The sequence below is a fragment of the Frigidibacter sp. genome (assembly GCF_030695035.1).
Lineage (GTDB): Bacteria > Pseudomonadota > Alphaproteobacteria > Rhodobacterales > Rhodobacteraceae > Frigidibacter.
The window spans coordinates 211,447-234,878 of sequence record NZ_JAUYTT010000005.1 but is presented as its reverse complement, the minus strand read 5'-3'; the positions used below and the strand labels follow the sequence as shown (position 1 = coordinate 234,878).

Here is a 23,432-nt window from a genome sequence, read left to right as displayed (position 1 = left end):
GCACGCGAGCTCTGGATAGTTAATAAATGCATGATATATTTCTATGATTCAAGCGCTCATTGGCCCCGATGGGTGCCCGTGGGCCGGATCCACATTCAGGATTTGCAATGGTGCTGAGGTGGATGGTCTTTGTCGAGGGCGGCGGGCTGGAAGCGGACGATCCTTCGTGCCGGCGCAGGGGGTCTGGCGGCCTTGCGCAGCGGCTGGCCGCCCCAGTCAGGACTTCAGGATACCGGCCGCGGCCAGATCGGCCAGTTCCCGGCCCGCCCCCGCAGCTGCCGCGACGGCGGCGCAGTCGGCTGCCAGCTGCGCGAGCTCCTGCGTGCCGGCCCAGTGCAGCGGCCCCCCGGTCCAGCGCGGAAAGCCATAGCCATTGACCATCACCACATCGACATCCCCGGGCCGCAGCGCGACGCCCTGCTGCACCACCAGCGCCGCCTCGTTCACGATGGCGGCAAGGGCACGGCGTTGGATTTCCTCAGCGGTGAGGCGGCGGCGCTCAATGCCCTTCTCGGCCGAAGCCGCGACGATGACGGCCTCTACTTGCGGGTCCGGCTGGGGGATGCCGGCGGCGCCATAGCTGTAATAGCCTGCGCCAGTCTTGCGCCCGAGACGCCCGGCCTCACACAGCCGGTCGGGGATGTGGACATAGCGGGCAGCGGGATCTCGGCTGGGGGCCTGCTGCTGGCGCATCCGCCATGCGATGTCGAGGCCCGATAGATCGGCCACGGCGAAGGGGCCCATTGCAAAGCCGAACTCGGTCATCGCCTTGTCCACGTCTTGCGGCATGGCGCCGTCTTCCAGCATGAATTCGCAGGCGGTGCGATAGGCAGCGTAGATCCGGTTGCCGATGAAGCCGAAGGCATTACCAGCCTGCACCGGCTGCTTGCCAAGCGCGCGCGCCACGGCAAGGCCGGTAGCCAGCGCCTCGGGCGTGCTGCGGGTGCCGCCGACAACCTCCAGCAGTTTCATGATGTTGGCAGGGCTGAAGAAATGCAGCCCGATGAAGCGGCCGGGGTCCGCCACAGCCGCGGCGATGGCATCGACGTCGAGATAGGAGGTGTTGGTGGCCAGCAGCGCATCCGGGCGCGCAACCTTGTCGATTGCCTCGAAGAGTTGCTGCTTGACCGTCATATCCTCGATCACCGCCTCAATGATCACGTCGCTGCCCGCCAGCAATGCCATGTCGCTGCCGAGCGTCAGGCCGGCGCGGGCGGCATCCGCCTCGGCTTCGGTCAGTCGGCCCGCAGTGGAGGACTTGGTGATCTCCTCCTCGATCCGTGTGCGGGCCCGCCCGATGGCGGCGGGGTCGGTGTCGACCACGGTGGTGGCAAAGCCGCGCTGCAGGCAGGCGAGCGCGATGCCTGCACCCATGGTGCCCGCGCCAAGAATGCCGAAGCTGGCGAAGGGGGCCGGTTTCAGGCCGGCCGGCGCCGCGCCGCGGGCCGCCTCGCGTTCCGCAAAGAAGATGTGGCGCAGGGCCTTGGCCTCGGCCGAGATGCGCAGGTCCTGAAAATCTGCACGTTCGGCTGTGAGCCCCTCGGCGGCAGGAACGCTGCCCACAGCGCGGATATGGCGGATGGCCGACAGGATATGCGGGCGGCCACGGCCGGAGGCGGCAGCCTTGCGTGCCGCTGCCTCGATGGCAGCCTCATCTTCCGTGGGCGCATCACGCTCGATGACCCGCACCTTGCGGCCTACCAGCGACAGTGCGAGCGCCGCCGCTTCCACCCTGAGGTCGCCGAGCGCCAGCGCGTCGATCATGCCCCGCTTCAGCGCCTCCTCTGCGCCGACCCTGCGACCGCTGGTGATCAGCGAAATGGCTGCCACCTTGCCCACCAGACGCGGCAGCTTTTGCGTGCCGCCCGCGCCGGGGATGATCCCAAGCCCGCATTCCGGCAGGCCGACGACCGTGCCCGCCGCTGCAATGCGCGCGTCGCAACCAAGCGCCAGCTCATACCCGCCGCCAAGCGCTGCGCCCCGCAGCGCCGCTACCCAGGGCTTGGCAGAGCCCTCCAGGGCCACGATCACTGCGGGCAGTTGCGGCGTGGCGAGCGGCAGGTCGAACTCGCGCAAGTCTGACCCGGCGATGAAGGTCTTGCCCGCGCCGATCAGCACGCCCGCGGCCAGAGCGGCATCGGCCTCAACTTCGGCAATGCACGCCAGAAGCGCCTTGCGGATGTCCGACGAGCCGGCATTCACCGGCGGATTGTCAATGACAAGGATGCCGACTGCGCCCTCGCGCTGCAGATGGACGGTACCGCTCATGTCTTTATCACCCTTGCCAGACCATCGGCCGCCAGAAAGCCTTGCTTTTCGAAAAGCACCAGCACCGCATTGATTTCCGCTTCGGCGACCCAAACACCCTGCGCGTCGGCAAGGTTCGGCACCGCCACAATGGCATTGGCCAGCGCGGCCATATCGCCCTCGACCCACCCCAGAATCCGTCGAGGATCTGCTCTATCGCGCCGATGCCGAGCGGGCGAAGCCGCCGTGACAGGCGGAGGTGTAGCGCCCCGGGTGATCCTTCGTCCAACTCCCTGGTTCCTTTTGCTACAATCGGCCGATCAGGAAACATTACTGGAGGCTGGCCTAGACTGAATGTTGGTTATGATGGCGCGCACAGCCAAAGATAATCAAGTAGTCTATTAGCTCAATGCTCCGACCGCGTCAAGCATCGGCGATGCTGCAAAGCTCGTACCTGCCTTTGGTCAGCGCCGCGGATGACATACCGGGACGGCGTTTGCCGCGGGCATCCGTTGCCGTCGTGAACCGGCCGCTCGGCCCAGATCGGCCGACGGCTGGACGGTGTTCAGAGCGCAGCAGCTGATCAAGATGCGAGCGCTGCGCCTGCCAAAAAGGCTGTGTCCTCCGAGTCTTTCGCGGCACCTGCGGCAATTCAGCCCGGCAGCCAGCGGATCGTGTCAGCGTCGGGGGATGGGGAGGCGAGCGGTTTCATCATGCACGAGCCTACTTCGCCGCGGCGGTATATCGCCAGCATATACCACCAGAACCGCCGTGCCCTGCGCGCTCTATCCATTCCGGGAATGCAAGATTATCGGACATGAAGAGCGCAGGCGCGAGATGATCTGCTTCCCGGCCTCAGGCACCTGTCGCTGGATGGGGCCATCTACTGGTTCATGGCTATCCGCCCGTTTCTGGAAAACATCACCGGCGTTGGCGTGGATGGCGTGACCGCGATCCTGTTCGGCTTTGGTCTGGCCAATTTCCTCGGAACCTACTGATCGCCTTCCTGATCCAACGCTCGCTGCGGCTTGCATTGGTCATGATGCCGCTGACGATGGCGGCGCTGGCCCTGCTGCTGGCAGTGTTCGGTGGTGTTCCGGCGCTGGATGCCTTGGTCAGGATCGCGCAGGCGCACTGCGGCGGATTGGCCAGACGTGTTTCGCAAGTGCGGCCAGCGTCGCAAGGCCTACCAACAGACACAGCGCAATCTTCGACCTCTGGCCCATCGTCCCCTCGATCGGCAGCGCATGGGCAATCGTGCCCGCAACCACGATCACGGACAGCGCGACATGGGCATATCGCCATCGTCGCCAGCCGAGGTGGCGTCGCCGCGCCGCAAGAAGGGCGGTGAAGATCACCGCCCACATCGCCACCACCCCCCAGACCGAGAACAGCGTCGGGGATGCGAACAGCAACGCGTCGATCATGTCGGGCGGGCTGGTAATCCACAGGCCGCCAACATGCAGGGTGACTGCCGCGACAAGGCACACGCCGGTCAGGCGGTGCAGTCGGCGCGAGGTCACCCGCGGGACGTTCGGAAGGGCCCCCGCGATCAGCAGCGGTTGCAGCAGCAGAAGCGCGAGGCCAACCACTCCGAAAAAGGCCGCCAGAATGTAGACGGGATCACGCCACGCCAGCAGCGGGCTTGTCGCGGCCGCGGCAAGCGGAATGCCCACGGCCGCGATCAGGCCAGACCAGATGGCGATTGCCCGGATCCTGCTGTGCTCAGGCGACATCAAACCGGCTGAAGCACGAAATGCGCCTCAAGGCTCGTGTCCCGCGCACTCGCAAGGATCGGCCGGAGGAAGACGGTTTTGAATTCGCTGCTGTCATAGGCCAAATGGGCATGGGGCTGGCCGAAGGTGGGCACAATCTGCGGCATTTCCAAGCGGAACACGCCATTCGCGTCGGTCAGCGTCGCGCCGTGGCTATGCGGGTCACTCTCGCGCCCCTCGGTGGTGTGGGCCCAGATCTGGATGCGCTGGCCCGCCAGGGGTGCGCCATCCCCTGCCCGCCGGACGGTGCCGGACATCCAGAACCCGCCGCCGCCGATCCGGTCCACGACCGCCGCGCCGGGAATGTAGTTGTTGGCCCCGCCGCGCATGCTTTCGGTCGGCGCCAGTGACTGGGCATAGGCAGGCAGGATCGGTGCCGCAGTGCCGATGACGAGCGCCGAGCTGCCCGTCACCAGGAATGCGCGGCGGTCGAAAGATGGAGTAGCCATGGGAGTGCCTCCTTCTGGAGCGGGTCCAATTCTGTCTGTGCCGCGACCTGACACCTGCGGCGCCGGGGCGGTACATCCTGTGCATCCCGTCCGGGCAAAGCTAACACGTCGCTGGGGCCTTGGCGGATCACATCTGGTCATTTTTTGCGTCAGGCGCGGCCCGAGGGCCAAGGCCCCGGCAGGGCGCCTCGCACGACCACGCCATGCAATCTAGATTCGTACCTAATTTTGAAAGGGCACAGATTGCCTATAAAAGCCGCAACTGTACCAATACAATCTCGGTCTCTGGGGGAATAGTCGTCGGCGTGTGGAGGAGAAGAACAATGAATCTCAAGTTGGGTGGCATCCGCCCCGCCGCGTCATCGCGTATCGGGGGCCTGCGCGACATGGACCCTGATGCGCGCCGCGCTGCAATCGTCGACGCCTGCGGCCTGGACGTCGCGACCGGCGAGGCCCTGTCGGCCCGCCCCGCCCTGCCGATCCATGTTGCCGATGGCATGATCGAAAATGTGATCGGCACGTTCGAGCTGCCCCTGGGCGTCGCCACGAACTTCATCGTCAACGGGCGCGACTATCTGGTGCCCATGGCGGTCGAGGAGCCCTCGGTCGTCGCGGCGGCGTCCTATATGGCCAAGCTGGCCCGTGCAGGCGGAGGGTTCACCGCAAGCACGACCCTGCCGATCATGCGCGCACAGATACAGATCCTCGATCTGGGCGACCCCCACGGCGCGCGCTCTGTGCTGCTGGCGCACCGGGATGAGCTGATCGCCTTGGCGAACTCGAAGGATACGGTCCTGATCGGACTCGGCGGAGGGTGCAAGGATATCGAGGTTGCCGTCTTTGACGAAAGCCCGATCGGCGCCATGGTCGTCGTGCATCTGCTGGTCGATGTGCGCGATGCGATGGGGGCCAACACGGTGAACACCATGGCCGAGATGTTGGCACCGCGAGTCGAGGAGATCACCGGCGGCCGGGTCTGTCTGCGCATCCTGTCGAACCTCGCGGATCGGCGGGTGGTGACGGCCAGCGTCCGGGTGCCTGCCGCCGCGCTGAGCACACGCGACCTGCCCGGCGAGGACGTTGCCACGGGCATCGTCGAGGCCTGTGCGCTTGCGATCATCGACCCCTATCGCGCCGCGACCCACAACAAAGGCATCATGAACGGTATCGACCCGGTCGTCGTGGCCACCGGCAATGACTGGCGTGCAATCGAGGCCGGTGCCCATGCCTATGCGGCGCGGTCGGGGCGCTATACCTCGCTGACCCGTTGGGAGATCGGCCGCGATGGCGCGCTTGTGGGCACGCTGGAGATGCCGATGGCGATGGGTATCGTCGGCGGGGCCACGCGCACCCATCCGGCGGCGCAGGCGGCGCTTCGGCTGATGGATATCACCAGCGCACAGGAACTGGGCGAAGTGACCGCCGCCGTCGGGCTGGCACAGAACATGGCGGCCCTGCGCGCGCTTGCGACAGAGGGCATCCAGCGCGGACACATGAAATTGCACGCGCGCAACATCGCGATTACTGCGGGGGCAACCGGGGCCGACGTCGACCGGGTTGCGCGCGCCATTGTTGAGCAGGGCGATGTCAGTGTCGGCTGCGCAAAACGGGTGCTGGAGGGCACCTGACGAAAAAAACCAAAAGGGAGGAATACCACATGACACATACGACTCGTCGTCACTTTGTGACGGTCGGTGCGGCTGCGCTGGCAGCGCCCGCCATTCTGGCATCGGGACGCGCCGGCGCGCAGGACGTAACCCGCTGGCGCATGCAGGCGCTGTGGGGCGGCGGCACGACGCCGATGCTCTATGAGGAACGCTTTTGTGCGCGCGTGCTGGAACTGACGGGCGGCACGCTGGAGATCACGCCCTTTGCCGGCGGGCAGATCGTGCCCGCGGCGCAGGCCTTCGACGCCGTGCGCGGCGGCGCCTTCCAGATGATGAAGACCTTCGACGGCTATACCGCCGGCAAGATCCCGGCCCATGGGTTTTCCTCGACCGTGCCCTTCGGCTTCCCCGAGGCGGACCAGTACGAGGCCTGGTTCTACGAACGCGGCGGGCTGGAGCTGGCCCGCGAAAGCTATGCCTCGGCCGGGATGACCTACATCGCCCCCACCGTCTATGGCGAAGAGCCGCTGCATTCGACGGTGCCGATCCGGTCCATCGCCGATCTGAACGGCAAGAAGGGCCGCTTCGTCGGCCTTGCCGCGGCGGTGATGGGCGATTTCGGCGTTGCCGTGTCGCCGCTGCCCACCGGCGAGGTCTATTCTGCGCTGGACAAGGGGCTGGTCGACATGGCCGACCGCGGCGACATTCAGGCCAATTACGAAGAAGGCCTGCACGAAGTGGCGCCCTTCCTGATCCTGCCGGGCTTTCACCAGCCCTCGACCGCCACCTCCTATGTCGCGAACACGGCGGCGCACAATGCGCTGTCGGACCAGCAGAAGGTGGCGCTGGAAGTGGCAGCACGCGAAATCTCGGGTTCGCTGCGCCAGAACATCATCGTCAAGAACGGCGAGTATCTGGCCAAGTTCCAGGAGGCGGGCGTCGAGGTGATCGACCTTGATCCGGCCGACATCGCGGAAGCGCGGGTCAGGGCCGTCGATTCCTGGGCAAAGGCGGCAACGGATGACCTGTCCAAGCGCATGATGGACAGCCAGGTGGCGCTGATGCAGGAATTGCGCCTGCTCTGATCCAAGGGTCAGAACGTCGAACGCCCCGCGCCGGTCCACCGCGCGCGGGGCCGATCCTATATTCGCGGAGCCTCTCCATGATCCTGCTGGCCCGGTCCATCACCGCGCTTAACCGCTGGCTGTTCGAGCTGGCGAAATGGCTGATCTACGCCATTGTTTTCCTGATGCTGTGGGAAGTGCTGTCACGCTATGCGTTTGGCAGCCCCACATCCTGGGCACCGGAACTGGCGATGCTGATCTTCGGGCCGTTCTTCCTGCTGGGGGGGCCGCATCTGCTGCATCTGGGCGGCCATGTCGCGGTCGACATCCTGTCGGCCAAGGCGACAGGACAGGTGGCCTACGTCTTGCGGCTGGTCGGGCTGGCCCTTGCGGCGGCGTTCGGGGCGATCCTCCTGTGGTTCAGCCTGCCGCTGGCGCTGCAATCCTTCAGCTATGGCGAGACCAGCTATTCCGCCTGGAACCCGGTGCTGTGGCCCGCAAAGGCCTTTCTGCCGCTGTCGGCGCTGCTGTTGTCGCTGCAGGCGCTGGCCGATGCGATCCTTACCCCGCGCATGGCAGAGGCCGCCTGATGGAAAGCTCCTTCGTCCTTCTGTTCATGTTCGCCTCGCTGATCCTGCTGATGCTGACCGGCGCCGGCCTCGCCTTCGTGCTGGGGGCCATCGCCTTCGTCTCCACCATCCTGCTCTGGGGGCCCTCCGCGCTGATCGTGGCGGTCCTGAACACCTTCGAGACCATGACCTCGGAATCGCTGATGGCCATTCCGCTCTATGTCCTGATGGCGTCGATCCTGCAGAAATCCGGGATCATCGAGTCGCTCTATGACGCGATGGAAACCTGGTTCGCCCGCGTCAATGGCGGGCTGGCAATCGGCACCATCGTGATCTGCACCATCCTGGCCGCGATGACGGGCGTCGTCGTCGGCGCCGTGGCCGCCATGGGCATTCTGGCGCTGCCCTCGATGCTGTCGCGCGGATACTACCCGCCGCTGGCCCTGGGCACGATCTGCGCGGGCGGCACGCTGGGGATCCTGATTCCGCCCTCGGTGGTGACCATCGTCTATGCGATCACGGCGCAGATCTCGATCGGGCAGATGTTCGCGGCGAGCGTGGTGCCCGGGCTGGTGCTGGCCGGCAGCTACATCGCCTATATCACCATCCTTACCTGGCTGAACCCGGCGCTGGCGCCGCGGTCGCCGCAGGTCGACGTCATTCCGCTGCGGGTCAAGCTGGCCAAGCTGAAGGCGCTGATCCTGCCCGCCTTTGTGGTGGTCGGCGTCCTTGGATCGATCTATGCCGGGATCGCGACCCCGACCGAGGCTGCCGCCGTGGGGGTTCTGGGGGCCATGGTCTCGGCCATTGCAGTGCGCGGCTTCCGGTTCAGCATGCTCTCCGCGGCCGCCACCGACACGCTGCGCGTCACGGCGATGATCCTGTGGATCACCATCGGCGCGCGGGCCTTCGTGTCGGTCTTCGTCGCAACCGGCGGGGCCGATGGCATCCTTGGCTTTGTCGAAGGGCTCGAGGCGTCGCGTTGGGTGATCCTGGGGGCGATGATCGTGATTCTGATCTTCCTCGGGCTGTTCCTGGATGAGATCGGCATCATCCTGCTCTGCGTTCCGGTGTTCATTCCCATCGTCGCCGCGCTGGATTTCGACCCGCTCTGGTTCGGGGTGCTGTTCATGATCACCGCGCAGATGGCCTATATCACGCCCCCCTTCGGCTATACCCTGTTCTACCTGAAGGGTGTGTTGCCGCCGGGCATCGGCATGGGCCAGGTCTATCGCGGCGTAATGCCGTTCTTCTTCATCCAGGTCGCCGCGCTGATCCTATTTGCCGTCTTCCCCGGCATGGTGACCTGGCTGCCAGAGCTGATGAGCGAATCCCGGCCATGACAGTCCATGTGACACTGTTTGAGGTCGGCCCCCGCGACGGATTGCAGAACCAAGGCGCCTGGGTCCCGACCGAAACCAAGATCGCCCTGATCGACGCGCTATCCGCCGCAGGGTTTGCGAGCATCGAGGCGACCAGCTTCGTCAGCCCCAGATGGGTGCCGCAGATGGCCGATGCCGCGCAGGTCATGGCCAGCATCCGCCGCGTGCCTGCCGTGCGTTACGCGGCCCTGACGCCCAACCTGCGCGGGCTCGAGGCGGCACTGGCGGCAGGATGCGACGAGGTGGCGGTCTTTGCCGCCGCCTCCGAGGGCTTCAGCCACGCCAACCTGAACTGCTCGATTGCTGAAAGCCTCGATCGTTTCGCCCCGGTGATGGATCTGGCCCGCGCACAGGGCCTGCCGGTGCGCGGCTATCTGTCCACCGTGATCGCCTGCCCCTTCGACGGCCCCACCCCTCCCGAAGCCGTGCGGCGCTGGACAGAACGGCTGCTGGAGATCGGCTGCTACGAAGTGTCTCTGGGCGACACGATAGGGGCGGGAACGACGGGCACGCTTGAAGCGCTGTTCGCAACGCTGCTGCAGCATGTCGATCCCTTGGCTCTGGCCGGGCATTTTCATGACACGTCGGGCCGCGCGGCCGATCTGATCGGCCTGTCGCTGGATCATGGCCTGCGCTGCTTCGACGCCTCGGTCGGCGGGCTTGGCGGCTGCCCCTATGCGCCGGGCGCGCCGGGCAACATCGACACGCGCCGCGCGCTGGACATGATTGCCCGCCGTGGCTTTTCGCATGGCATCGACATGGAGGCGCTGCGCAAGGCCGAGGCAATCGTGGCGGGGCTTGCTGCTGCATAGCAACTGGCACGGTTGCAGGCACAATCTCGCGGCTGTACCCTCCCCGCCGTAGGTACAGCCGGGACCGCCATGACCAAGACCGACACAATCCTGGACCTGATCGCTGGCCAGATCCGCGAAGGCACCCTGCCACCGGGGCGCAAGCTGATCCCAGTGCGCCGCGCGGCGGAGCATTTCGGCGTCTCCAAGAACACCGTGGTCGGGGTCTATGACCGGCTCTGCGCGCAGGGCCTGATCGAGGCGCGGCCGGGATCTGGCTTCTACGTGTCGGACCAGCGCAGCATGGGCGCGATGACCCCCGCCCCACCGCCGCCCAGCATCACGCAGGCGGTGGACCGCATCTCGCTTCTGGGGGCGCAGCTGGGGGGCGATTTCAGCCTCCGCGTCGGCGATGGCCGGCCGCCCACCTCGTGGAGCCAGGGCGTCATCCCGGCCCGTCTTGGCCCCAAGGTTCTGGCAGAGCTGGGGGGCGACCAGACCGGATATGGCAATGTCCATGGCAGCGCGGCCCTGCGCGACCAGATCGTTCTGTCCCACCGGCTGAAGGGCATCCAGATCCACGCCGGCAATGTCCTGACCACCTTTGGCGCCAATCACGCGCTGGACCTGGTGATCCGCCGCCTTCTGGCCGAGGGGCAGACGGTACTGGTGGACGATCCGGGCTATTACCCGCTGTTCGCCAAGCTGTCGCTGCAGGGGCTGAAGGTCGTCGGCGTTCCCCGCACCGCGACCGGCCCCGATCTGGCGGCGCTGGCACAGCTTGCCGTCAGCCATTCCCCGCGCATGTTCTTCACCCAGTCGCTGTGCCAGAACCCGACCGGCACCTCGATCGACCTGCCCACCGCGCACGGCATCTTGCAACTGGCCAAGCAATACGGCTTCGCCATCGTCGACAATGACCCGTTCATCGACCTGCCTGGCACCAATGGAACACGGTTGGGGCAGCTCGACCAGTTCCGCTCGGTGATCCAGATCGGCTCCTATTCCAAGCTGATGTCGGCCAGCATCCGCGTGGGCTACATCATCGCGCCGACCGAGGTTTGCGAGCGCATTGCCGAGTTGAAGCTGGTCACCATCGTCAACAGCTCGGGTCTGGCAGAGACGCTGGTGGCCGACCTTCTGGCCAACCGCCGCTATCAGCGCCATGTCCGCAAGATCGAGACACGGCTTGCGCTGGCCCGCGCCGACTATCTGGCGCGCATCCGCAAGCTGGGCCTGCAGACATTGGGGGGCGATGGGGAGGGGTATTACAGCTATCTTCTGCTGCCCCCCGCCACCGACGAGGCCGGGTTCGTCCGCAGCGGCGCCGCACATGGCATTTTCTTCGCCCCCGGAAGCGTCTTTCGCGTCAATGACAAAGAGCCTGGGCCCCCTGCCCTGCGGATCAATATCACGCGGTCGGAAGACCCGCGCTTCTACGGGTTCCTGCAAAAGGCACTGAAGGGGCAGGTGTGATGCGGCCGCGCGGCCAGCTCGGGGTGCCAGAGCCCTCTCGATGACGCTGCCACATATCCGCGGCGCAGCTTGGCGCGGACGAGCCGGGTTGCGCAGGCCTGCGCCGCCGCGGGTGACGCGCAGGTCTCGACCATCGCGCGTCCCTGCATGCCGATCCGGCCCCAGGCGCGCGGCACGCAGACCTCGCCAAAGAGGTTCGGCGCCAGATCGACATGGTGGAAACGCGCCATGTTCCCGGCGGCATCGATCTTGCACAGATAGGCGGACATGATGCCACCTCCGGGCCCAAGCATGGCCCGGCGGGGGTGCCGATATCCAATTACGATTTGGAATCAATGGGGCCGCGCCGATTCACTCCGGCGGGATCCGGAGGTCGCGGACCTGATCCTGCAGCTGCAATAACCAACGGACGCGGGCGGGTGGCATCTGCCACCCGCTCGCCCAATGAAGGAGCCACCGGGATGACCGCACACCCGTGTTCACGACTGCGCCTGCCGGCGGGGCTTGGCCTCAACCTTGTCTTGCTGGCGCTGCTGGTGGCCGCGCCGCTGCTGACGATCCTGATGCAGACGCTGGAGCCGGGCCGGGCGGGCGCATGGCGCGATGTGCTGGCAAGCCCGCTGTCGCGCAACCTGTTCTGGCGGCCTGCCGGTAACACGATGATCCTCGGCCTTGGCGTCGCCGCCGGCTGCGTACTGATCGGCGGGGTCCTTGCCTGGCTGGTGGTGATGACGGACATGCCCTTCCGGGGGCTGATCGGGTTTCTGGCCACCCTCCCCTTCATGATCCCCAGCTTTGCCACCGCCCTCGCCTGGGGCACGGTCTTCCGCAATGGCCGGGTCGGCGGCGACGGCTTGCTGGAGGGGATGGGGATCGTCGACGCCACCCTGCGCGTCGAGATGCGGACACCGGCATCGCCCATGGCCAGCGCATCACCGCCATCGCGGATGCCTACAGCCCGCTCCCGCCCGATCTCCACTTCCGCCTGCCCTCTGCGCCCGCGGCTCTCTTCGACGCAAAAGGAAACCGCCTGGCATGAAACGACTTCTTCTGGTGCGCCGAGGCGAGAGCACGTGGAACGCCGTTCGCCGCCTTCAGGGACAGGCCGACATGACGCTCACCACCCGCGGGGAAGATCAGGCACGGGCTCTCTCGCCGCTCATCGCACGGCTGGCTCTGGGCTAGCCCTCACCTCGGACCTGCAGCGCGCCCGGCGAACGGCGGAGATCCTGGGCCACACCGATGCCCTGCCCGAACCGCTGCTGCGCGAGCATTCGGTCGGCGACTGGACCGGCCAACAGATCGAGGCGCTGGACCCCACCCAGTATCAGGGCTGGCGGGCCGGCACCCATAGCCCGCAAGGCGGCGAGCCGTGGGAGGCGTTCCGCGCGCGGGTCTGCGACGTGGTCGCCGGGGTGGAGGAGGTGGAGACGGAGGCGGTCCTGATGGTTTGCCATGGCGGCGTGATCCGCGCTCTGCTGGACGGGTTGATCGGCCCGGCACCGCGCCGCATCCTGCCGGTCGGTCCCGCCAGCCTGACCGTCCTTGCCTTCCGCGGCGGGCAGGCGAAGCTCGAGGCGCTGAATGTCACCCCGGGCGGCCTGTAACTTGATGCGCCCGACTGACGGGCAGTCCTTCAGCCGGTGCCCGGGCGGCTCATCCGCTGCGCGAGGTGAAGGATCCAGCGCGCCAGCGGTGGCCCCAGCAGCACCACCGCGAACAGCCTGACCGTCTGCAGCGTCATGATGAACGAGATGTCGCTGCCGGTGGACAGCGCGATCAGCGCGATGGAGTCGATGGAGCCGGGCACGGTGGCCAGCATCGCGCTCATCAGATCCACCCCCGCAACGACAGAAAGCAGCGCCCCGGTCGCCCCGCACAGTAGCAGCAGCGCAACCACGGCCAGCACCAGCATCGGCAGCGCACGGGCGCCGGTGCGGATCATCTCGGGCGTGAAGCGCAGCCCGACCTGCGCCCCCAGCATCAGATAGCCAAAGGCGATCAACCAATGCGGCGAGGCAAGGTTGACGCCGTTCACACACAGCGCCCCGCCAATGAACAGCGGCACCAGCGAGGCCCCCGCCGGCACCATCGGCAACAGCCGCGCCACCGCAACCCCAAGGGCGCAGAGTGCAAGCACCCACAGCGTGGAGGCCAGATCGGGCGGCGACGCGCCTGCGCCATGCGGAACCGCCGGGCCGACAAGCACCGCCCCAACCGTGACCATGGCGCCAATCACCATCAGCAGCCGCAGGATCTGGATGAAGGCCACCATCCGGCTGTCGATCCCGCGTTCATGGGCCAGCGCGATCATCGTGCCCGCCATGCCGGGCAGGAAGCCCCAGACGGTCACCTCGCGGTCGAGCCCCGAGACCTTTGCCGCGCCAAGGCCGACCGCGCAGGCCAGCACGAGGGTCAGCACCACAAACAGCATGACCACCGGCCACAGATCCAACGTTTGGGTCAGCACCTGCGGATCAAGGTTGTTGGCGATCAGCGTGCCGGCGATGGCCTGCCCGAACAGATGCGGCAGACGGCCGATGCGCACGGTGGTGCCGCGCATGGCAAGCGCCGCGCCCCAGATCAGCGGACCCAGCAGCAACGCGGCCGGAACATGGGCAAGCTCCATCCCCCGCGCCAGCACGATGCCGCCGCCAAGCAGCAGCAGCCATTGGACGGCTTGGGGCCAGCGCCCCAGCCCGGACGAATGCACTGCGCTCATTCCGGCCGTGCCACCAGACCGGCGCCGCGCAGCGCATCCTCGACCGCGGCGGCCGCGGCCAGCAGGCGCGCATCCTCTCCGGGCCGGGCGACGAGCTGGATGCCGATGGGCATGCCATTGGGCCCCAGCCCGGCGGGGATGGACAGCGAGGGCGTTCCGAGCAGCGTCCAGCGGATATTGTAGGCCGCCTGCCCCGTGGAGCCGAGCCCCAGCGGCGCCTCGCCAGGCGCAGATTGGGTGATCAGCATGTCGCAATCGCCAAACAGTGCATCCAGGTCGCGCAGGGCCGCGTCCCGCGCCGCGATGCCGGCCAGCCAGTGATCGCGGGTGATGCCGTCATGGCGGCCAAGGAAGGCGTGGGTAGCGGGGTGCAGCAGATCCCAGTGCAGATCGCGTTCCGGCCCAAGGCAGGCAGAGGCCTCCCAGGCGAAGACGTCGCTTTGCGCGGCGCCAAGCCCGTCCCACCATGCGGGTATCGGGCGCGCCCCCGGCCGCGCGACAAGGCCCGCCACGCGGTCCAGCACGGCAAGGGATTGGGCCGAGGGGGCGTCAGCCTCATCGGGGGCAAAGAGGCCGATGGCTGGCAGGTCTATCGCCTCTTCGGTCGGCACAAGCTCCGGGCGGCGCATGGCGGTGGCCGCCAGCAGCGCGCAATCGCGGGTGTCGCGTGCCATTAAGCCCACCACGTCGAGGGTTTCAGAGAGCGGCTTTACCCCGGTCCTGTCGATCAGATGCGGGCTCGCCTTGTAGCCCACGACCCCGCAGAACGAGGCCGGGCGCACGGTGGAGCCAGAGGTTTGCGTACCAAAGGCCAGCGGGAACAGCGCGGCGCCAAGCCCCGCCGCAGAGCCGGAGGACGACCCGCCGGGGGTGCGGGCGTTGTCGAAGGGGTTGACGGTCGCGCCCGGGGCGGCGGTGGCGAATTCGGTGGTGACGGTCTTGCCGATGGCAAAGGCCCCCGCCTGCCGCACGATATGAACGGCGCCGGCATCCCGCGCCGGGCGCACGCCTGGGTAAGCGCGCGAGCCGTATTCCGTTGGCATGTCGCCGGTGTCGAGCACGTCCTTGATCCCGATCGGAACGCCGGCCAGCAACCCGCCGCACCGGGTCGCGGCCTCGGCCCGCACATGGGCCGGATCGAGCCAGGCAAAGGCGTGAAGGCTGGGCTCCACCGCGGCGATACGGTCCAGATAGGCCTCGGCGACGGTTTCGGGCGCAAGGCTGCCGCTGCGCACCGCAGCAGCGATCCCGCGGGCGGTGGCGGTCTTCGGGTTGAATGGGGTCACGAGGAAAGCGCCTCCAGCGCCGGTCGGCGGGCAGCCCAGGGCCGTGCGGCCTCGAGCTGACCCGCGAGAGAGAACAGCCGCTCATCCGCGCCGAACGCGGCGCCGAAATGCACGCCGACCGGCAGGCCCGCGGCGGTCCAGTGCAGCGGCACGCTCATCGCCGGGCAGCCCGAGGCGTTGAACACGGCGGTCAGCGGGGCATGGGCCCAGAAGCGGTGGAAAAACTCCTCGGGCCCCTTTCCCGCGCCCGCAAGCTCGCCCAACTTCGGGGCGACCTCGGCGGCGACGGGCGAAAGGTAGATATCATACTGGTCGAAGAACGCCCCCATCGCCCGCGAAGTGGCGTGAAGCGTTTGCAGGGCGCCAAGGTAATCCTCGCCCGAAATCCCCGCTGCGCGGCGCACCCATTCGGCATTCACCGGCTCCAGCAGCGACAGCGGATCGGCAAGCCCCTTGGCCCGCGCGAAGCCCTTCACCCCCCGCGCCACATTCACCGCGGCGATCACGAACCACGCCTCGCGCAGGGCAGAATTGTCATAGGCGGGTGTCGCCAGCTCGATCTCATGCCCAAGGTCGATCAGCAGCCGGGCCGCGGCGGTGGTGGCGGCAACCACGTCTGGCGCCAGCGGAAAACCGTCGGGCCCTTCCAGCTGCATCCCGATGCGCAGCTTGCCAGGCGGGGCCGAAACCGCGGCGAGGAAGCTGCCTGACGGTGCCGGGCAGGCCCAGGGGTCGCCCCGGTCCGGCCCGTGGGTCACGTCGAGCAGCGCCGCACTGTCGCGGACAGTGCGCGAGATGCCGTGCAGCGTCGCCATCCCCGCCATGCCTTCGGCCACGGCGGGGCCAGCGGGGTTGCGCAGGCGCGAAGGTTTGAAGCCGAAGGTGCCGGTATGGGCGCAAGGAACGCGGATCGATCCTGCGCCGTCCGACGCCTGCGTCAGCGGCACCGCCCGCGCGGCCACCAACGCCGCCGCGCCGCCAGAGGATCCGCCGGGGGTGCGCTCCATATCCCAGGGGTTGCGGGCGGGGCCGAAATGCGCGCCCTCGGTGGTGAAGGACAGCGCAAGTTCCGGCGTGTTGGTGCGACCCATGAAGACGAAGCCGGCCCTGCGCATCCGCGTACCGACCGTGCTGTCGGTCAGCGCCCTGACCCCTTCATGCAGCCGCGTGCCCGAGGTGATCGGCTCGCCCGCGATGGCAACGCCGGTATCCTTCAGCCACAGCGGCACACCGGCAAAGGCGCCCTCCACCGGCGCGTCCATGGGCGCGAAGTCATGCACGACGGCGTTCAGCACGGGGTTCAGCACCGCCACGCGGGCCGCCGCCTCTTGCACGAAATGATCCGGCGCGACCTCGTGGCGCCGCACCAGATCGGCCATCGCAAGCGCATCGAGCGTGTCGTAATCGGTCATTCTGTGTCTCCGGTGGGGATCGTGGCCGGGGCGTGCCAGGCAAGCAAGGCGGTCTGGGAAGGCAACTCGGCGCGGGCGTTGCAGTCTGGCCCAAGCGCCAGGCGGGCGGGGGTGAGCGGGCGGCCATTGCCATCCAGCGCCGTCACCGGCCAAAGGCCCGGCGGCGGCAGGATCTGGTCCTCGGTAAAGCGCCAGCCAGAAGCGCTGCGCTGGATATGGGTTGTCCAGACATGGCCCAGAAGGCGCTGCGCCTCGTCCAGCCGCCCGGCGACTATCGCGCTACGGATCGCGGTCGAGGACACGCGGGCGCCCCCCTCCACCTCGTCCGCGACCACGGTCACCGAAAAGCCGTGGCGGGCGCCAAGCGCGCGCAGCAGCCCGGGGTCGCCCTTGCGGCTGCAGCCAAAGCGGAAATCACTCCCGACGATGACCCCGCCGATCTGCAGGCGCGCCAGCAAAAGGTCGGTCACGAACTGCTCGGCCTGCGTCGCGGCAAAGGCTGCATCGAAGCGCGGAGCATAGATCAGGTCGATCCCGGCCTCGGCGATCAGCGCCGCCTGCGCGAGGCCGGGGCTGATGCGAAAGCGCGAGGGGCCGGCGAAATGCGCCCGCGGATGCGGGTCACATTGCAAGATGGCCAGCGGCGCCCCGCGCCGTGCCGCCTCGACCCGCCCGGCGGCGACCAGCGCCGCATGGCCGCGGTGCATCCCATCAAAGCTGCCAAGCAGCATCACCCCGCCGCGCAGGCCCGTGGGCGGCGGCTGGGTGCCATCCGTCACGAAGGGCCGCGGGGCAAGAAGGCCGGCAAGATCACGCAAGGCTGTCGAACCAGTCGAAGACCTCCTGCACCGGGATGCAGTCGGCGTATTTCTTGTGCATGTCGTAGAGGTTGGCGAAATGCGGGCTTTCATGCAGGTCCGCCACACATTCGATGGGCACGATGGTGCGGAAGCTGCGCGAGAGCGCATCGACCACCGTCGCCCGCACGCATCCCGAGGTAGAGCCGCCGGTGACGATGACCGTATCCACCTTGTGAAAGCGGGCGAGGCTGTCGATATGCGTTTCAAAGAAGGCCGAGGGCATCTTCTTGTTCAGCACCACATCCTCGGCCCCGATCTCCAGCCGCGGGTCCAGCGCCGCGCGGTCCGACCCGATCTTGATGTTCTTCAGCGCGTCGGGGTCATCCGCCCTTGTGCCGAACACTCCGCAATCATCGCCCGAGGTCGAGAAGGCCACATAGGTCCAGATCACCGGCATCCCCAGCTTGCGCGTATAGGTGGCGAGGCGGTTGACGTACTCGGCCTGCCTCGGGTCAGTCTCATAAGCCGTCACATAGGTGCCGGGCTGGGTATAGGCGCATTGCAGATCGACGTTGATCAGCATCGGCCTTGTGCCAAAGCCATAGGGCTTGCGGGCGGGGTTCGCGGCGAGGTTTTCGAACATCTGCCGTGCGGTCAGGTTGGACAGTTCCATATCAGGCTCCAGGTCGGGGACCACGGCCGGCAGGGTGCAGGCCGTGGTAATCTGCGATCAGGCCGGGGTCACTGCTGGCTGAGCCAGTCGAGCCAGCGGGTGCGGACCTCGGCGCCATTGTCGAACCACCACTGCGCGTCGATCTTGTGCGCGGTCGCGGCATTCTCGGGCGCGCCGGGCAGTTCGGACTTCAGCTCTGGCGCGAGGTCGTCATAGACCGCGATATTGGTCATCCCGTAATAGGGCAGCAGCTCCAGCGCCTTCTTCGCGCCCTCCTCGCGCACCGTCCACGCGACCAGCTTCTGCGCGTCTGCCACATTCGGCGCGCCCTTGGGGATGGTCCAGTAGGACTGCTCGGAGATCGACTGATTGTAGGTCAGCGCATAGGGCTCGCCCGCCTGGATCTGCGCCATCGTCCGCGCCAGCGAGGAGCCCATCAGGTCAACCTCGCTGTTCTGGATCAGCACATCCCATTGCGAGGTTTTCTCGACCCAAAGGTCGACCTTCGGGCCAATGGCATCCAGCGCGGCAAAGGCCTCGTCGATATCCATCGGATAGAGGGTGTTGGGCGCCTTGCCCGCCGCCAGCATCGCAATTTCCAGCGCGGGCTTGGGGTTGGCATAGAGCGCGCGGCGGCCGGGAAACTTGTCGGTGTCGAAGAACTCGACCCAGTCCTTGGGGCCGCCTTCGGGGAACAGCTCGGTGTTCCAGGCGATGACGGTCGAGAAGGCGACAGAGCCCACGCCGTATTCGGTCAGCACCGCGGCGTCGAGATTCTCCTTGGGCACCAGCGAATACAGCAGGTCATAGTCGATCGGCTCCAGCAGGCCCTCTTTCATGGCCATGAGCATCTGGTTGCCCTCGAAGTCCACCATGTCCCATTCGATATTGCCGACCTGCGCCATGATCTGCAGCTTGGCGACATCGGGGACCGAGGTGAAGGCGATGTCGATGCCAGTGGCGGCGGGGAAGTCGCCATACCAGGCATCGTGCATCTTCTCGACCGTGGGGCCGCCCCAGTTGTTGACGATCAGCGTGCCCGAGCCCTTGAAGGCTTCGGGCGCGTCCTGCGCGAGGGCGGGGAGTGCGATGGTAAGGGCGGTCGCCGCGGCGAGCGCCATGCGTGCTTTAAACATGGTGTCCTTCTCTCCTGTCGGGTGATGCGGGCCGGTTGCTCTGGCCTCGTCGGTGAATTGGGAGTGTCGGGGCCCGTCAGGTCGCCATCACATGGCTCATGGCAGGCACCCAGGAAATCTTGCGGCGGTCGCCGACAACGGGCGCGGCGGAAAGCCCGTCGGTCTGGCGCGTCACCACCATCGGGCCGAAGGGCGTGGCAAACTCCATGCGCAGCAACGAGCCAAGGAAACGGGCATCGGTGACGACCCCGTCAAAGGCCCAGTCCGGCGCGAGGGGATCGTCAAGCCGCACCACCTCGGGGCGCACGCACAGCACTGCGGCGCCGGACTTCCGCGCGGGAAGCGGCAGCGCGGAGCCGCCAAGCGAAAGGGTATCTGCATGAGCAACGCCGCGGAACAGGTTGGATTCGCCGAAGAAATCAGCAACGAAGCTGTTGACCGGCGACAGGTACAGATCCTTGGGCGTCGCCACCTGCTGGATGCGCCCCTCGTTCATCACCGCCACGCGGTCGGACATGTTCAGCGCCTCGTCCTGATCATGGGTGACGAAGATCACCGTCTGGCCAAGCTCGCGCTGCAACGAGCGTATCTCGCGCTGCATTTCCACCCGCAGGTTGCGGTCGAGCGCCGACAGCGGCTCATCCATCAGCAGCGCGCGGGGGCTGAAGGCGATGGCCCGGGCCAGCGCGATGCGCTGTTGCTGGCCGCCCGACAGCTGCGGGATGCGCCGGTCCGCGTATTGGCCCATGTGCACCCGGTCCAGCGCCCATGTCACCAGCCGCTCCTGCTCGGCCCGGGCGATGCCGCGGGCCTTCAGCGGATAGGCGACGTTCTGCGCCACGGTCATATGCGGGAACAGCGCGTAGGACTGGAACACCACGCCGATGTCGCGCTGATGCGGCGGCACGCGGCTGATATCGCGGTCCCCCAGCACCAGCCGCCCGGCATCGGGAGAGATGAAGCCGGCGATCAGCATCAACAGCGTCGTCTTGCCGGACCCCGAGGGGCCGAGGATCGTGACAAACTCACCGGGCTGCACCGTGAAATCGGCTTCCTCGACCGCTGCCTTGTCGCCGTAGAACTTGGTCAGCCGCTGGAACTGGATGCCGAAGCCGCGTTGTTCGGCCGGAGCGGGGAAGAGCGTGGAGACATCTTTCATGGCGGGCGCCTTTCCGGGCAGGGGCACGAGGGCGGGCGGGGCTTCTGGCAGGCCCGTCAGATCCGGCTGCAGCTTTTCGGCCGAGGCGGCGGCCGACAGCGACCGCGCCACCCGGCGGGTCTTGCGGCGGCGCCAAAGGGCGTGGAGCCCCAAGCCCGCCAGCACCAGATACAGCTGAAGCGAGGCGATGGAGGTGATGGTCTTGTCGAGCCCGTCCTGCGTCAGGCTTTCATAGATCTTGCGCGGCAGGGTCTCAAACCGCGGGCCGGCCAGAAGCTGGGCCAGCACCACCTCGTCAAACGAGAAGACGAAGGCGAAGACGGCGGCGGCGATGATCGCGGGGGCCAGCAACGGCAGCGTGACGAAGACCAGCGTCCACCATTGCCCCGCACCAAGCGAGGCCGAGGCCCGTTCAAACGCCGGGTCCAGCGAGGTCAGCCGCGACATCACAGGCATCACCACGAAGGGCAGCACGACGATGGCATGGGCAAAGGCCAGTGGCCAGACGGCGCCGAGCAGACCGAGTTTCGCAAAGACGATGTAGAGCCCGACGCCAATGACCATCAAGGGAACGATCATCGGCGCGATGAAGAACATCTTCAGCACCTTCGCCAGCTTGGGGTTCGCCACGCGGGCGATGCCGATGGCGGCGGCGGTTCCGATGATCGTGGCAATGACCGTCGCCAGCGCCGCCACCTGCAAGGACAGCCAGGCGGTGCGGCCCCAGCGGGGATCGTCCACCAACTCTGTATACCATTCGAACGATAGGTGCTTGGGCGGGAAGGTGATCGCCTGCCCCTGCCCGAACGAGATCGGCACCAGCAGCAGCACGGGCGCGGCCAGCAGGGCAAGGATCACCCAGCCATAGACCTTGAGCGCGGTCAGGGTCCAACCTTTTGCCAGAAGCTCCATCCTAGCGCCCCCCTCTGTCATAGAGCTTGTCGACGCCCGACACCCGGTCATACGCGACCAGCAGCCCGAGGCAGATCACCAGCAGCACCATCGAGGTGGCGGCCGCCAGTTGCAGGTTCCCCAGCTGCTGGATCTGGTCGCGGATCGCCAGAACGATGGTCGGCGCCCGCCCGCCGCCCAGGATCGCCGGGGTGATGAAAAAGCCGAAGGCAAGCGTGAAGACCAGCATCGACCCCGCCACCAGCCCCGGCAGCGACAGCGGCAGGTAGATCTGGCGGAACACCTTCGCAGGGGTCGCCCCCAGCGACAACGCGGCGCGCACATAGGCCGGGTCGATCGCCTTCATCGCCGGGATCAGGGTGATGACCATGAAGGGCAGCAGGATGTGGACCATCCCGATATAGACGCCCAGTTTGTTGTAGACGAGTTCCAGCGGCTGATCGGTGATCCCGGTGCCGACGAGGAAGTTGTTCACCACCCCCCGGCGTTGCAGGATGATGATCCAGCTGAAGGTCCGCGCCAGAAAGCTGAGCCACAGCGCGATGAAGAGGGTGATGGCCATCCACTGGTTGAACCGCGATTCAATGTTCACCATCAGATAGGCGATCGGATAGGCCAGCAGCGCGCAGATCAGCGTCGTGGTCAGCGCGAGCTGCAAGGTGAAGCCCAGAAGCCGCAGATAGACCGGCTGCAGCAGCGCCTGATATCCGGCGAAGGGGGCGGCGTCCGCCGATCCGCCACCAAAGCTCATCCAGACCAGCACGAGGATCGGCGCGATGAACAGCAGTACCATCGCCGCCAGCGGCAGGGCCATCAGCGACAGCGTCAGCCGCCGCCGCTGTAGGTCCCATGCGGTGGTCTGGGGCGAACCCGAGGGCTTCAGCCGCCCCACCCCGTCTGCAACCTCGATCTGCGCCATGCCCCCGCCCTTCCCTAGACAGCCATTTCGGGGATGGCGATGCGGCCCTTGTCCACGATCGTCACCCCGTCGAGCGAGAGCGAGGTTTTCCGCAGCGGGATATCCATGTGGCACATCGTGTCGTTCTTGCCCCCCAGCTCGGTGTTGGGTCCGGTGGAGAACAGCACGTTGCCGTAATAGGACAGCGAGTTGACGCTGATCTCCGCCGGGCGGGTGCGGGTGATGGCGCGGTGATACCAGGTCGCGGTATCCAGAAGGCCCCAACCGATATGGCTGATTGCATAGGCGCGCGGGTCGCGGAAGCTTTCCATGTAGTCGGACAGCAGCGCCGCATCCATGCCGGTGCCGGCAATATCCGTCACGAACCCATCCGTAATCGTCAGCGTCACCGGGGTTTCGACCATCCGCTGGAAGGCGGTGACGGTATCGCCCGGCATGATGACGACCTTGCCGTTCACGCGGCCATCATGGGCCTGGCTCAGCACCTGGCCGGTGCCCATATGGTCCCAGCGGCCGGGCGTGTCGGTATAGCCATACTGGGTCATCACCCGGTAGCCGCCCATCTCGAAGGTGCAGTCGGTACCGGCGTCGGACCAGATGCGCAGCACCTCGGCCTTCTTCAGCAGGCTCTCTCCAAACTCGATCCGGCGGCGCAGGTCCTCGTTCGGGAAGTTCTGCGCGAGGATGTCGAAGGGCTCGCGCACGAACAGCATCCGCGCGCCGGCGGCGGTGATCTCATCTTGCTCGGGCGAGAAGAGGGTGCCCATCACATCGACGATCAGGTCGGCCTTCTTCAGCGCCTCGATGGCCGGGCGGTTGCCGGCAAGGGCGTTCTTGCCGGTGGTCTGCTTGTCGGTTCGCTTGGCCCGCAGCGGCAGGGTGATCTGGAAGGGCGTCGCCCCCAGCCCCTGCGCCGCCAGCATGAAGGCCTGCGCATAATCGACGCGGATATCATCCTCGCACAGGATGATCACCGTCTCATGCGGCTGCATCTTGCACAGCTTCAGCTGTTCCGTGAACAGCTTCACCATTTCCACTTGGCTGGGCATCGGC

Annotated in this window: 22 protein-coding genes; 8 read left to right on the top strand and 14 right to left on the bottom strand. The window is 66.9% G+C overall.

The annotated features are described in order from the left end of the window. Positions 1 to 216: 216 nt before the first annotated feature. From Q8S30_RS03115 to Q8S30_RS03100, 4 genes are all read right to left on the bottom strand, one after another. Complete coding sequence (locus Q8S30_RS03115; protein ID WP_305664577.1) at positions 217 to 2,268, bottom strand: 3-hydroxyacyl-CoA dehydrogenase NAD-binding domain-containing protein; 2,052 nt, start codon at positions 2,266 to 2,268, stop codon at positions 217 to 219. Continuing rightward, positions 2,265 to 2,420 carry a hypothetical protein gene (locus Q8S30_RS03110; RefSeq protein ID WP_305664576.1) on the bottom strand — a complete coding sequence of 52 codons (156 nt, stop codon included), beginning with the start codon at positions 2,418 to 2,420 and terminating at the stop codon, positions 2,265 to 2,267. The genes Q8S30_RS03115 and Q8S30_RS03110 overlap by 4 nt, the downstream gene beginning before the upstream one ends. Positions 2,421 to 3,362: 942 nt before the next feature. After that, positions 3,363 to 3,983, bottom strand: coding sequence for a ferric reductase-like transmembrane domain-containing protein (locus Q8S30_RS03105; RefSeq protein ID WP_305664575.1), 621 nt, complete (start codon positions 3,981 to 3,983; stop codon positions 3,363 to 3,365). Next, entirely contained in the window at positions 3,983 to 4,471 is a 489-nt protein-coding gene (locus Q8S30_RS03100) for a twin-arginine translocation pathway signal (RefSeq protein ID WP_305664574.1), read from the bottom strand. Before Q8S30_RS03100 ends, Q8S30_RS03105 begins: the two co-directional genes overlap by 1 nt. A gap of 323 nt (positions 4,472 to 4,794) precedes the next feature. Here Q8S30_RS03100 and Q8S30_RS03095 point away from each other — a divergent pair, with 323 nt between their 5' ends. The 6 genes from Q8S30_RS03095 to Q8S30_RS03070 all read left to right on the top strand — a co-directional run bounded on the left by Q8S30_RS03095 (position 4,795) and on the right by Q8S30_RS03070 (position 11,360). After that, positions 4,795 to 6,099, top strand: a complete 1,305-nt coding sequence (locus tag Q8S30_RS03095) for a hydroxymethylglutaryl-CoA reductase, degradative (protein WP_305664573.1) — start codon at positions 4,795 to 4,797, stop codon at positions 6,097 to 6,099. Between the two features lie 29 nt (positions 6,100 to 6,128). Then, positions 6,129 to 7,163: a TRAP transporter substrate-binding protein DctP gene (gene dctP / locus Q8S30_RS03090; RefSeq protein WP_305664572.1), complete on the top strand. Its 1,035-nt coding sequence runs from the start codon at positions 6,129 to 6,131 to the stop codon at positions 7,161 to 7,163. A 77-nt stretch (positions 7,164 to 7,240) separates the two neighbouring features. Beyond that, positions 7,241 to 7,732, top strand: coding sequence for a TRAP transporter small permease subunit (locus Q8S30_RS03085; RefSeq protein WP_305664571.1), 492 nt, complete (start codon positions 7,241 to 7,243; stop codon positions 7,730 to 7,732). Then, on the top strand, positions 7,732 to 9,054 hold the full coding sequence (locus tag Q8S30_RS03080; RefSeq protein WP_305664570.1) for a TRAP transporter large permease subunit: 1,323 nt from the start codon (positions 7,732 to 7,734) through the stop codon (positions 9,052 to 9,054). Before Q8S30_RS03085 ends, Q8S30_RS03080 begins: the two co-directional genes overlap by 1 nt. A gap of 8 nt (positions 9,055 to 9,062) precedes the next feature. After that, positions 9,063 to 9,905: a hydroxymethylglutaryl-CoA lyase gene (locus Q8S30_RS03075; protein ID WP_371135428.1), complete on the top strand. Its 843-nt coding sequence runs from the start codon at positions 9,063 to 9,065 to the stop codon at positions 9,903 to 9,905. Positions 9,906 to 9,974: 69 nt separating this feature from the next. Next, a complete protein-coding gene (locus Q8S30_RS03070) occupies positions 9,975 to 11,360 on the top strand; it encodes a PLP-dependent aminotransferase family protein (protein WP_305664568.1) in 1,386 nt (461 codons plus the stop codon). On the opposite strand, the gene Q8S30_RS03065 is transcribed toward Q8S30_RS03070, so the two are convergent. Beyond that, the gene (locus Q8S30_RS03065) at positions 11,321 to 11,629 is read right to left on the bottom strand and encodes a WGR domain-containing protein (RefSeq protein WP_305664567.1); all 309 of its coding nucleotides are present in this window, start codon (positions 11,627 to 11,629) and stop codon (positions 11,321 to 11,323) included. The two genes, Q8S30_RS03070 and Q8S30_RS03065, sit on opposite strands and share 40 nt — an antisense overlap. A 562-nt stretch (positions 11,630 to 12,191) precedes the next feature. On the opposite strand from Q8S30_RS03065, the gene Q8S30_RS21100 reads away from it, so the two are divergent. After that, positions 12,192 to 12,545: a histidine phosphatase family protein gene (locus Q8S30_RS21100; RefSeq protein ID WP_371135427.1), complete on the top strand. Its 354-nt coding sequence runs from the start codon at positions 12,192 to 12,194 to the stop codon at positions 12,543 to 12,545. Then, the gene (locus Q8S30_RS21095; RefSeq protein ID WP_371135426.1) at positions 12,434 to 12,967 is read left to right on the top strand and encodes a histidine phosphatase family protein; all 534 of its coding nucleotides are present in this window, start codon (positions 12,434 to 12,436) and stop codon (positions 12,965 to 12,967) included. Before Q8S30_RS21100 ends, Q8S30_RS21095 begins: the two co-directional genes overlap by 112 nt. A 29-nt stretch (positions 12,968 to 12,996) precedes the next feature. Here the strand turns inward: Q8S30_RS21095 and Q8S30_RS03055 are convergent, their stop codons facing one another. The 9 genes from Q8S30_RS03055 to Q8S30_RS03015 all read right to left on the bottom strand — a co-directional run bounded on the left by Q8S30_RS03055 (position 12,997) and on the right by Q8S30_RS03015 (position 23,428). Then, on the bottom strand, positions 12,997 to 14,082 hold the full coding sequence (locus Q8S30_RS03055) for an AbrB family transcriptional regulator (protein WP_305664565.1): 1,086 nt from the start codon (positions 14,080 to 14,082) through the stop codon (positions 12,997 to 12,999). Beyond that, complete coding sequence (locus Q8S30_RS03050) at positions 14,079 to 15,368, bottom strand: amidase (RefSeq protein WP_305664564.1); 1,290 nt, start codon at positions 15,366 to 15,368, stop codon at positions 14,079 to 14,081. The genes Q8S30_RS03055 and Q8S30_RS03050 overlap by 4 nt, the downstream gene beginning before the upstream one ends. Next, positions 15,365 to 16,780, bottom strand: a complete 1,416-nt coding sequence (locus Q8S30_RS03045) for an amidase (RefSeq protein ID WP_305664563.1) — start codon at positions 16,778 to 16,780, stop codon at positions 15,365 to 15,367. Before Q8S30_RS03045 ends, Q8S30_RS03050 begins: the two co-directional genes overlap by 4 nt. Continuing rightward, positions 16,777 to 17,598 carry a hypothetical protein gene (locus Q8S30_RS03040; protein WP_305664562.1) on the bottom strand — a complete coding sequence of 274 codons (822 nt, stop codon included), beginning with the start codon at positions 17,596 to 17,598 and terminating at the stop codon, positions 16,777 to 16,779. The genes Q8S30_RS03045 and Q8S30_RS03040 overlap by 4 nt, the downstream gene beginning before the upstream one ends. Then, positions 17,591 to 18,253: an isochorismatase family protein gene (locus Q8S30_RS03035; protein ID WP_305664561.1), complete on the bottom strand. Its 663-nt coding sequence runs from the start codon at positions 18,251 to 18,253 to the stop codon at positions 17,591 to 17,593. Before Q8S30_RS03035 ends, Q8S30_RS03040 begins: the two co-directional genes overlap by 8 nt. A 68-nt stretch (positions 18,254 to 18,321) precedes the next feature. Further along, positions 18,322 to 19,389, bottom strand: coding sequence for an extracellular solute-binding protein (locus Q8S30_RS03030; protein ID WP_305664560.1), 1,068 nt, complete (start codon positions 19,387 to 19,389; stop codon positions 18,322 to 18,324). 76 nt (positions 19,390 to 19,465) lie between these two features. Next, positions 19,466 to 21,460 carry an ATP-binding cassette domain-containing protein gene (locus Q8S30_RS03025; RefSeq protein ID WP_305664559.1) on the bottom strand — a complete coding sequence of 665 codons (1,995 nt, stop codon included), beginning with the start codon at positions 21,458 to 21,460 and terminating at the stop codon, positions 19,466 to 19,468. A gap of 1 nt (position 21,461) precedes the next feature. Then, on the bottom strand, positions 21,462 to 22,379 hold the full coding sequence (locus tag Q8S30_RS03020; RefSeq protein WP_305664558.1) for an ABC transporter permease: 918 nt from the start codon (positions 22,377 to 22,379) through the stop codon (positions 21,462 to 21,464). A gap of 14 nt (positions 22,380 to 22,393) precedes the next feature. Then, a complete protein-coding gene (locus Q8S30_RS03015; protein WP_305664557.1) occupies positions 22,394 to 23,428 on the bottom strand; it encodes a leucyl aminopeptidase in 1,035 nt (344 codons plus the stop codon). Positions 23,429 to 23,432 lie beyond the last annotated feature (4 nt).

Excerpts from the sequence above, each read along its gene's own strand:
- Q8S30_RS03115 (WP_305664577.1), bottom strand. The coding sequence starts at position 2,268 with ATGAGCGGTACCGTCCATCTGCAGCGCGAGGGCGCAGTCGGCATCCTT.
- Q8S30_RS03110 (WP_305664576.1), bottom strand. The coding sequence starts at position 2,420 with ATGGCCGCGCTGGCCAATGCCATTGTGGCGGTGCCGAACCTTGCCGAC.
- Q8S30_RS03105 (WP_305664575.1), bottom strand. The coding sequence starts at position 3,983 with ATGTCGCCTGAGCACAGCAGGATCCGGGCAATCGCCATCTGGTCTGGC.
- Q8S30_RS03100 (WP_305664574.1), bottom strand. The coding sequence starts at position 4,471 with ATGGCTACTCCATCTTTCGACCGCCGCGCATTCCTGGTGACGGGCAGC.
- Q8S30_RS03095 (WP_305664573.1), top strand. The coding sequence starts at position 4,795 with ATGAATCTCAAGTTGGGTGGCATCCGCCCCGCCGCGTCATCGCGTATC.
- dctP (WP_305664572.1), top strand. The coding sequence starts at position 6,129 with ATGACACATACGACTCGTCGTCACTTTGTGACGGTCGGTGCGGCTGCG.
- Q8S30_RS03085 (WP_305664571.1), top strand. The coding sequence starts at position 7,241 with ATGATCCTGCTGGCCCGGTCCATCACCGCGCTTAACCGCTGGCTGTTC.
- Q8S30_RS03080 (WP_305664570.1), top strand. The coding sequence starts at position 7,732 with ATGGAAAGCTCCTTCGTCCTTCTGTTCATGTTCGCCTCGCTGATCCTG.
- Q8S30_RS03070 (WP_305664568.1), top strand. The coding sequence starts at position 9,975 with ATGACCAAGACCGACACAATCCTGGACCTGATCGCTGGCCAGATCCGC.
- Q8S30_RS03065 (WP_305664567.1), bottom strand. The coding sequence starts at position 11,629 with ATGTCCGCCTATCTGTGCAAGATCGATGCCGCCGGGAACATGGCGCGT.
- Q8S30_RS21100 (WP_371135427.1), top strand. The coding sequence starts at position 12,192 with ATGGCCGGGTCGGCGGCGACGGCTTGCTGGAGGGGATGGGGATCGTCG.
- Q8S30_RS03055 (WP_305664565.1), bottom strand. The coding sequence starts at position 14,082 with ATGAGCGCAGTGCATTCGTCCGGGCTGGGGCGCTGGCCCCAAGCCGTC.
- Q8S30_RS03045 (WP_305664563.1), bottom strand. The coding sequence starts at position 16,780 with ATGACCGATTACGACACGCTCGATGCGCTTGCGATGGCCGATCTGGTG.
- Q8S30_RS03035 (WP_305664561.1), bottom strand. The coding sequence starts at position 18,253 with ATGGAACTGTCCAACCTGACCGCACGGCAGATGTTCGAAAACCTCGCC.
- Q8S30_RS03030 (WP_305664560.1), bottom strand. The coding sequence starts at position 19,389 with ATGTTTAAAGCACGCATGGCGCTCGCCGCGGCGACCGCCCTTACCATC.
- Q8S30_RS03025 (WP_305664559.1), bottom strand. The coding sequence starts at position 21,460 with ATGGAGCTTCTGGCAAAAGGTTGGACCCTGACCGCGCTCAAGGTCTAT.
- Q8S30_RS03020 (WP_305664558.1), bottom strand. The coding sequence starts at position 22,379 with ATGGCGCAGATCGAGGTTGCAGACGGGGTGGGGCGGCTGAAGCCCTCG.
- Q8S30_RS03015 (WP_305664557.1), bottom strand. The coding sequence starts at position 23,428 with ATGCCCAGCCAAGTGGAAATGGTGAAGCTGTTCACGGAACAGCTGAAG.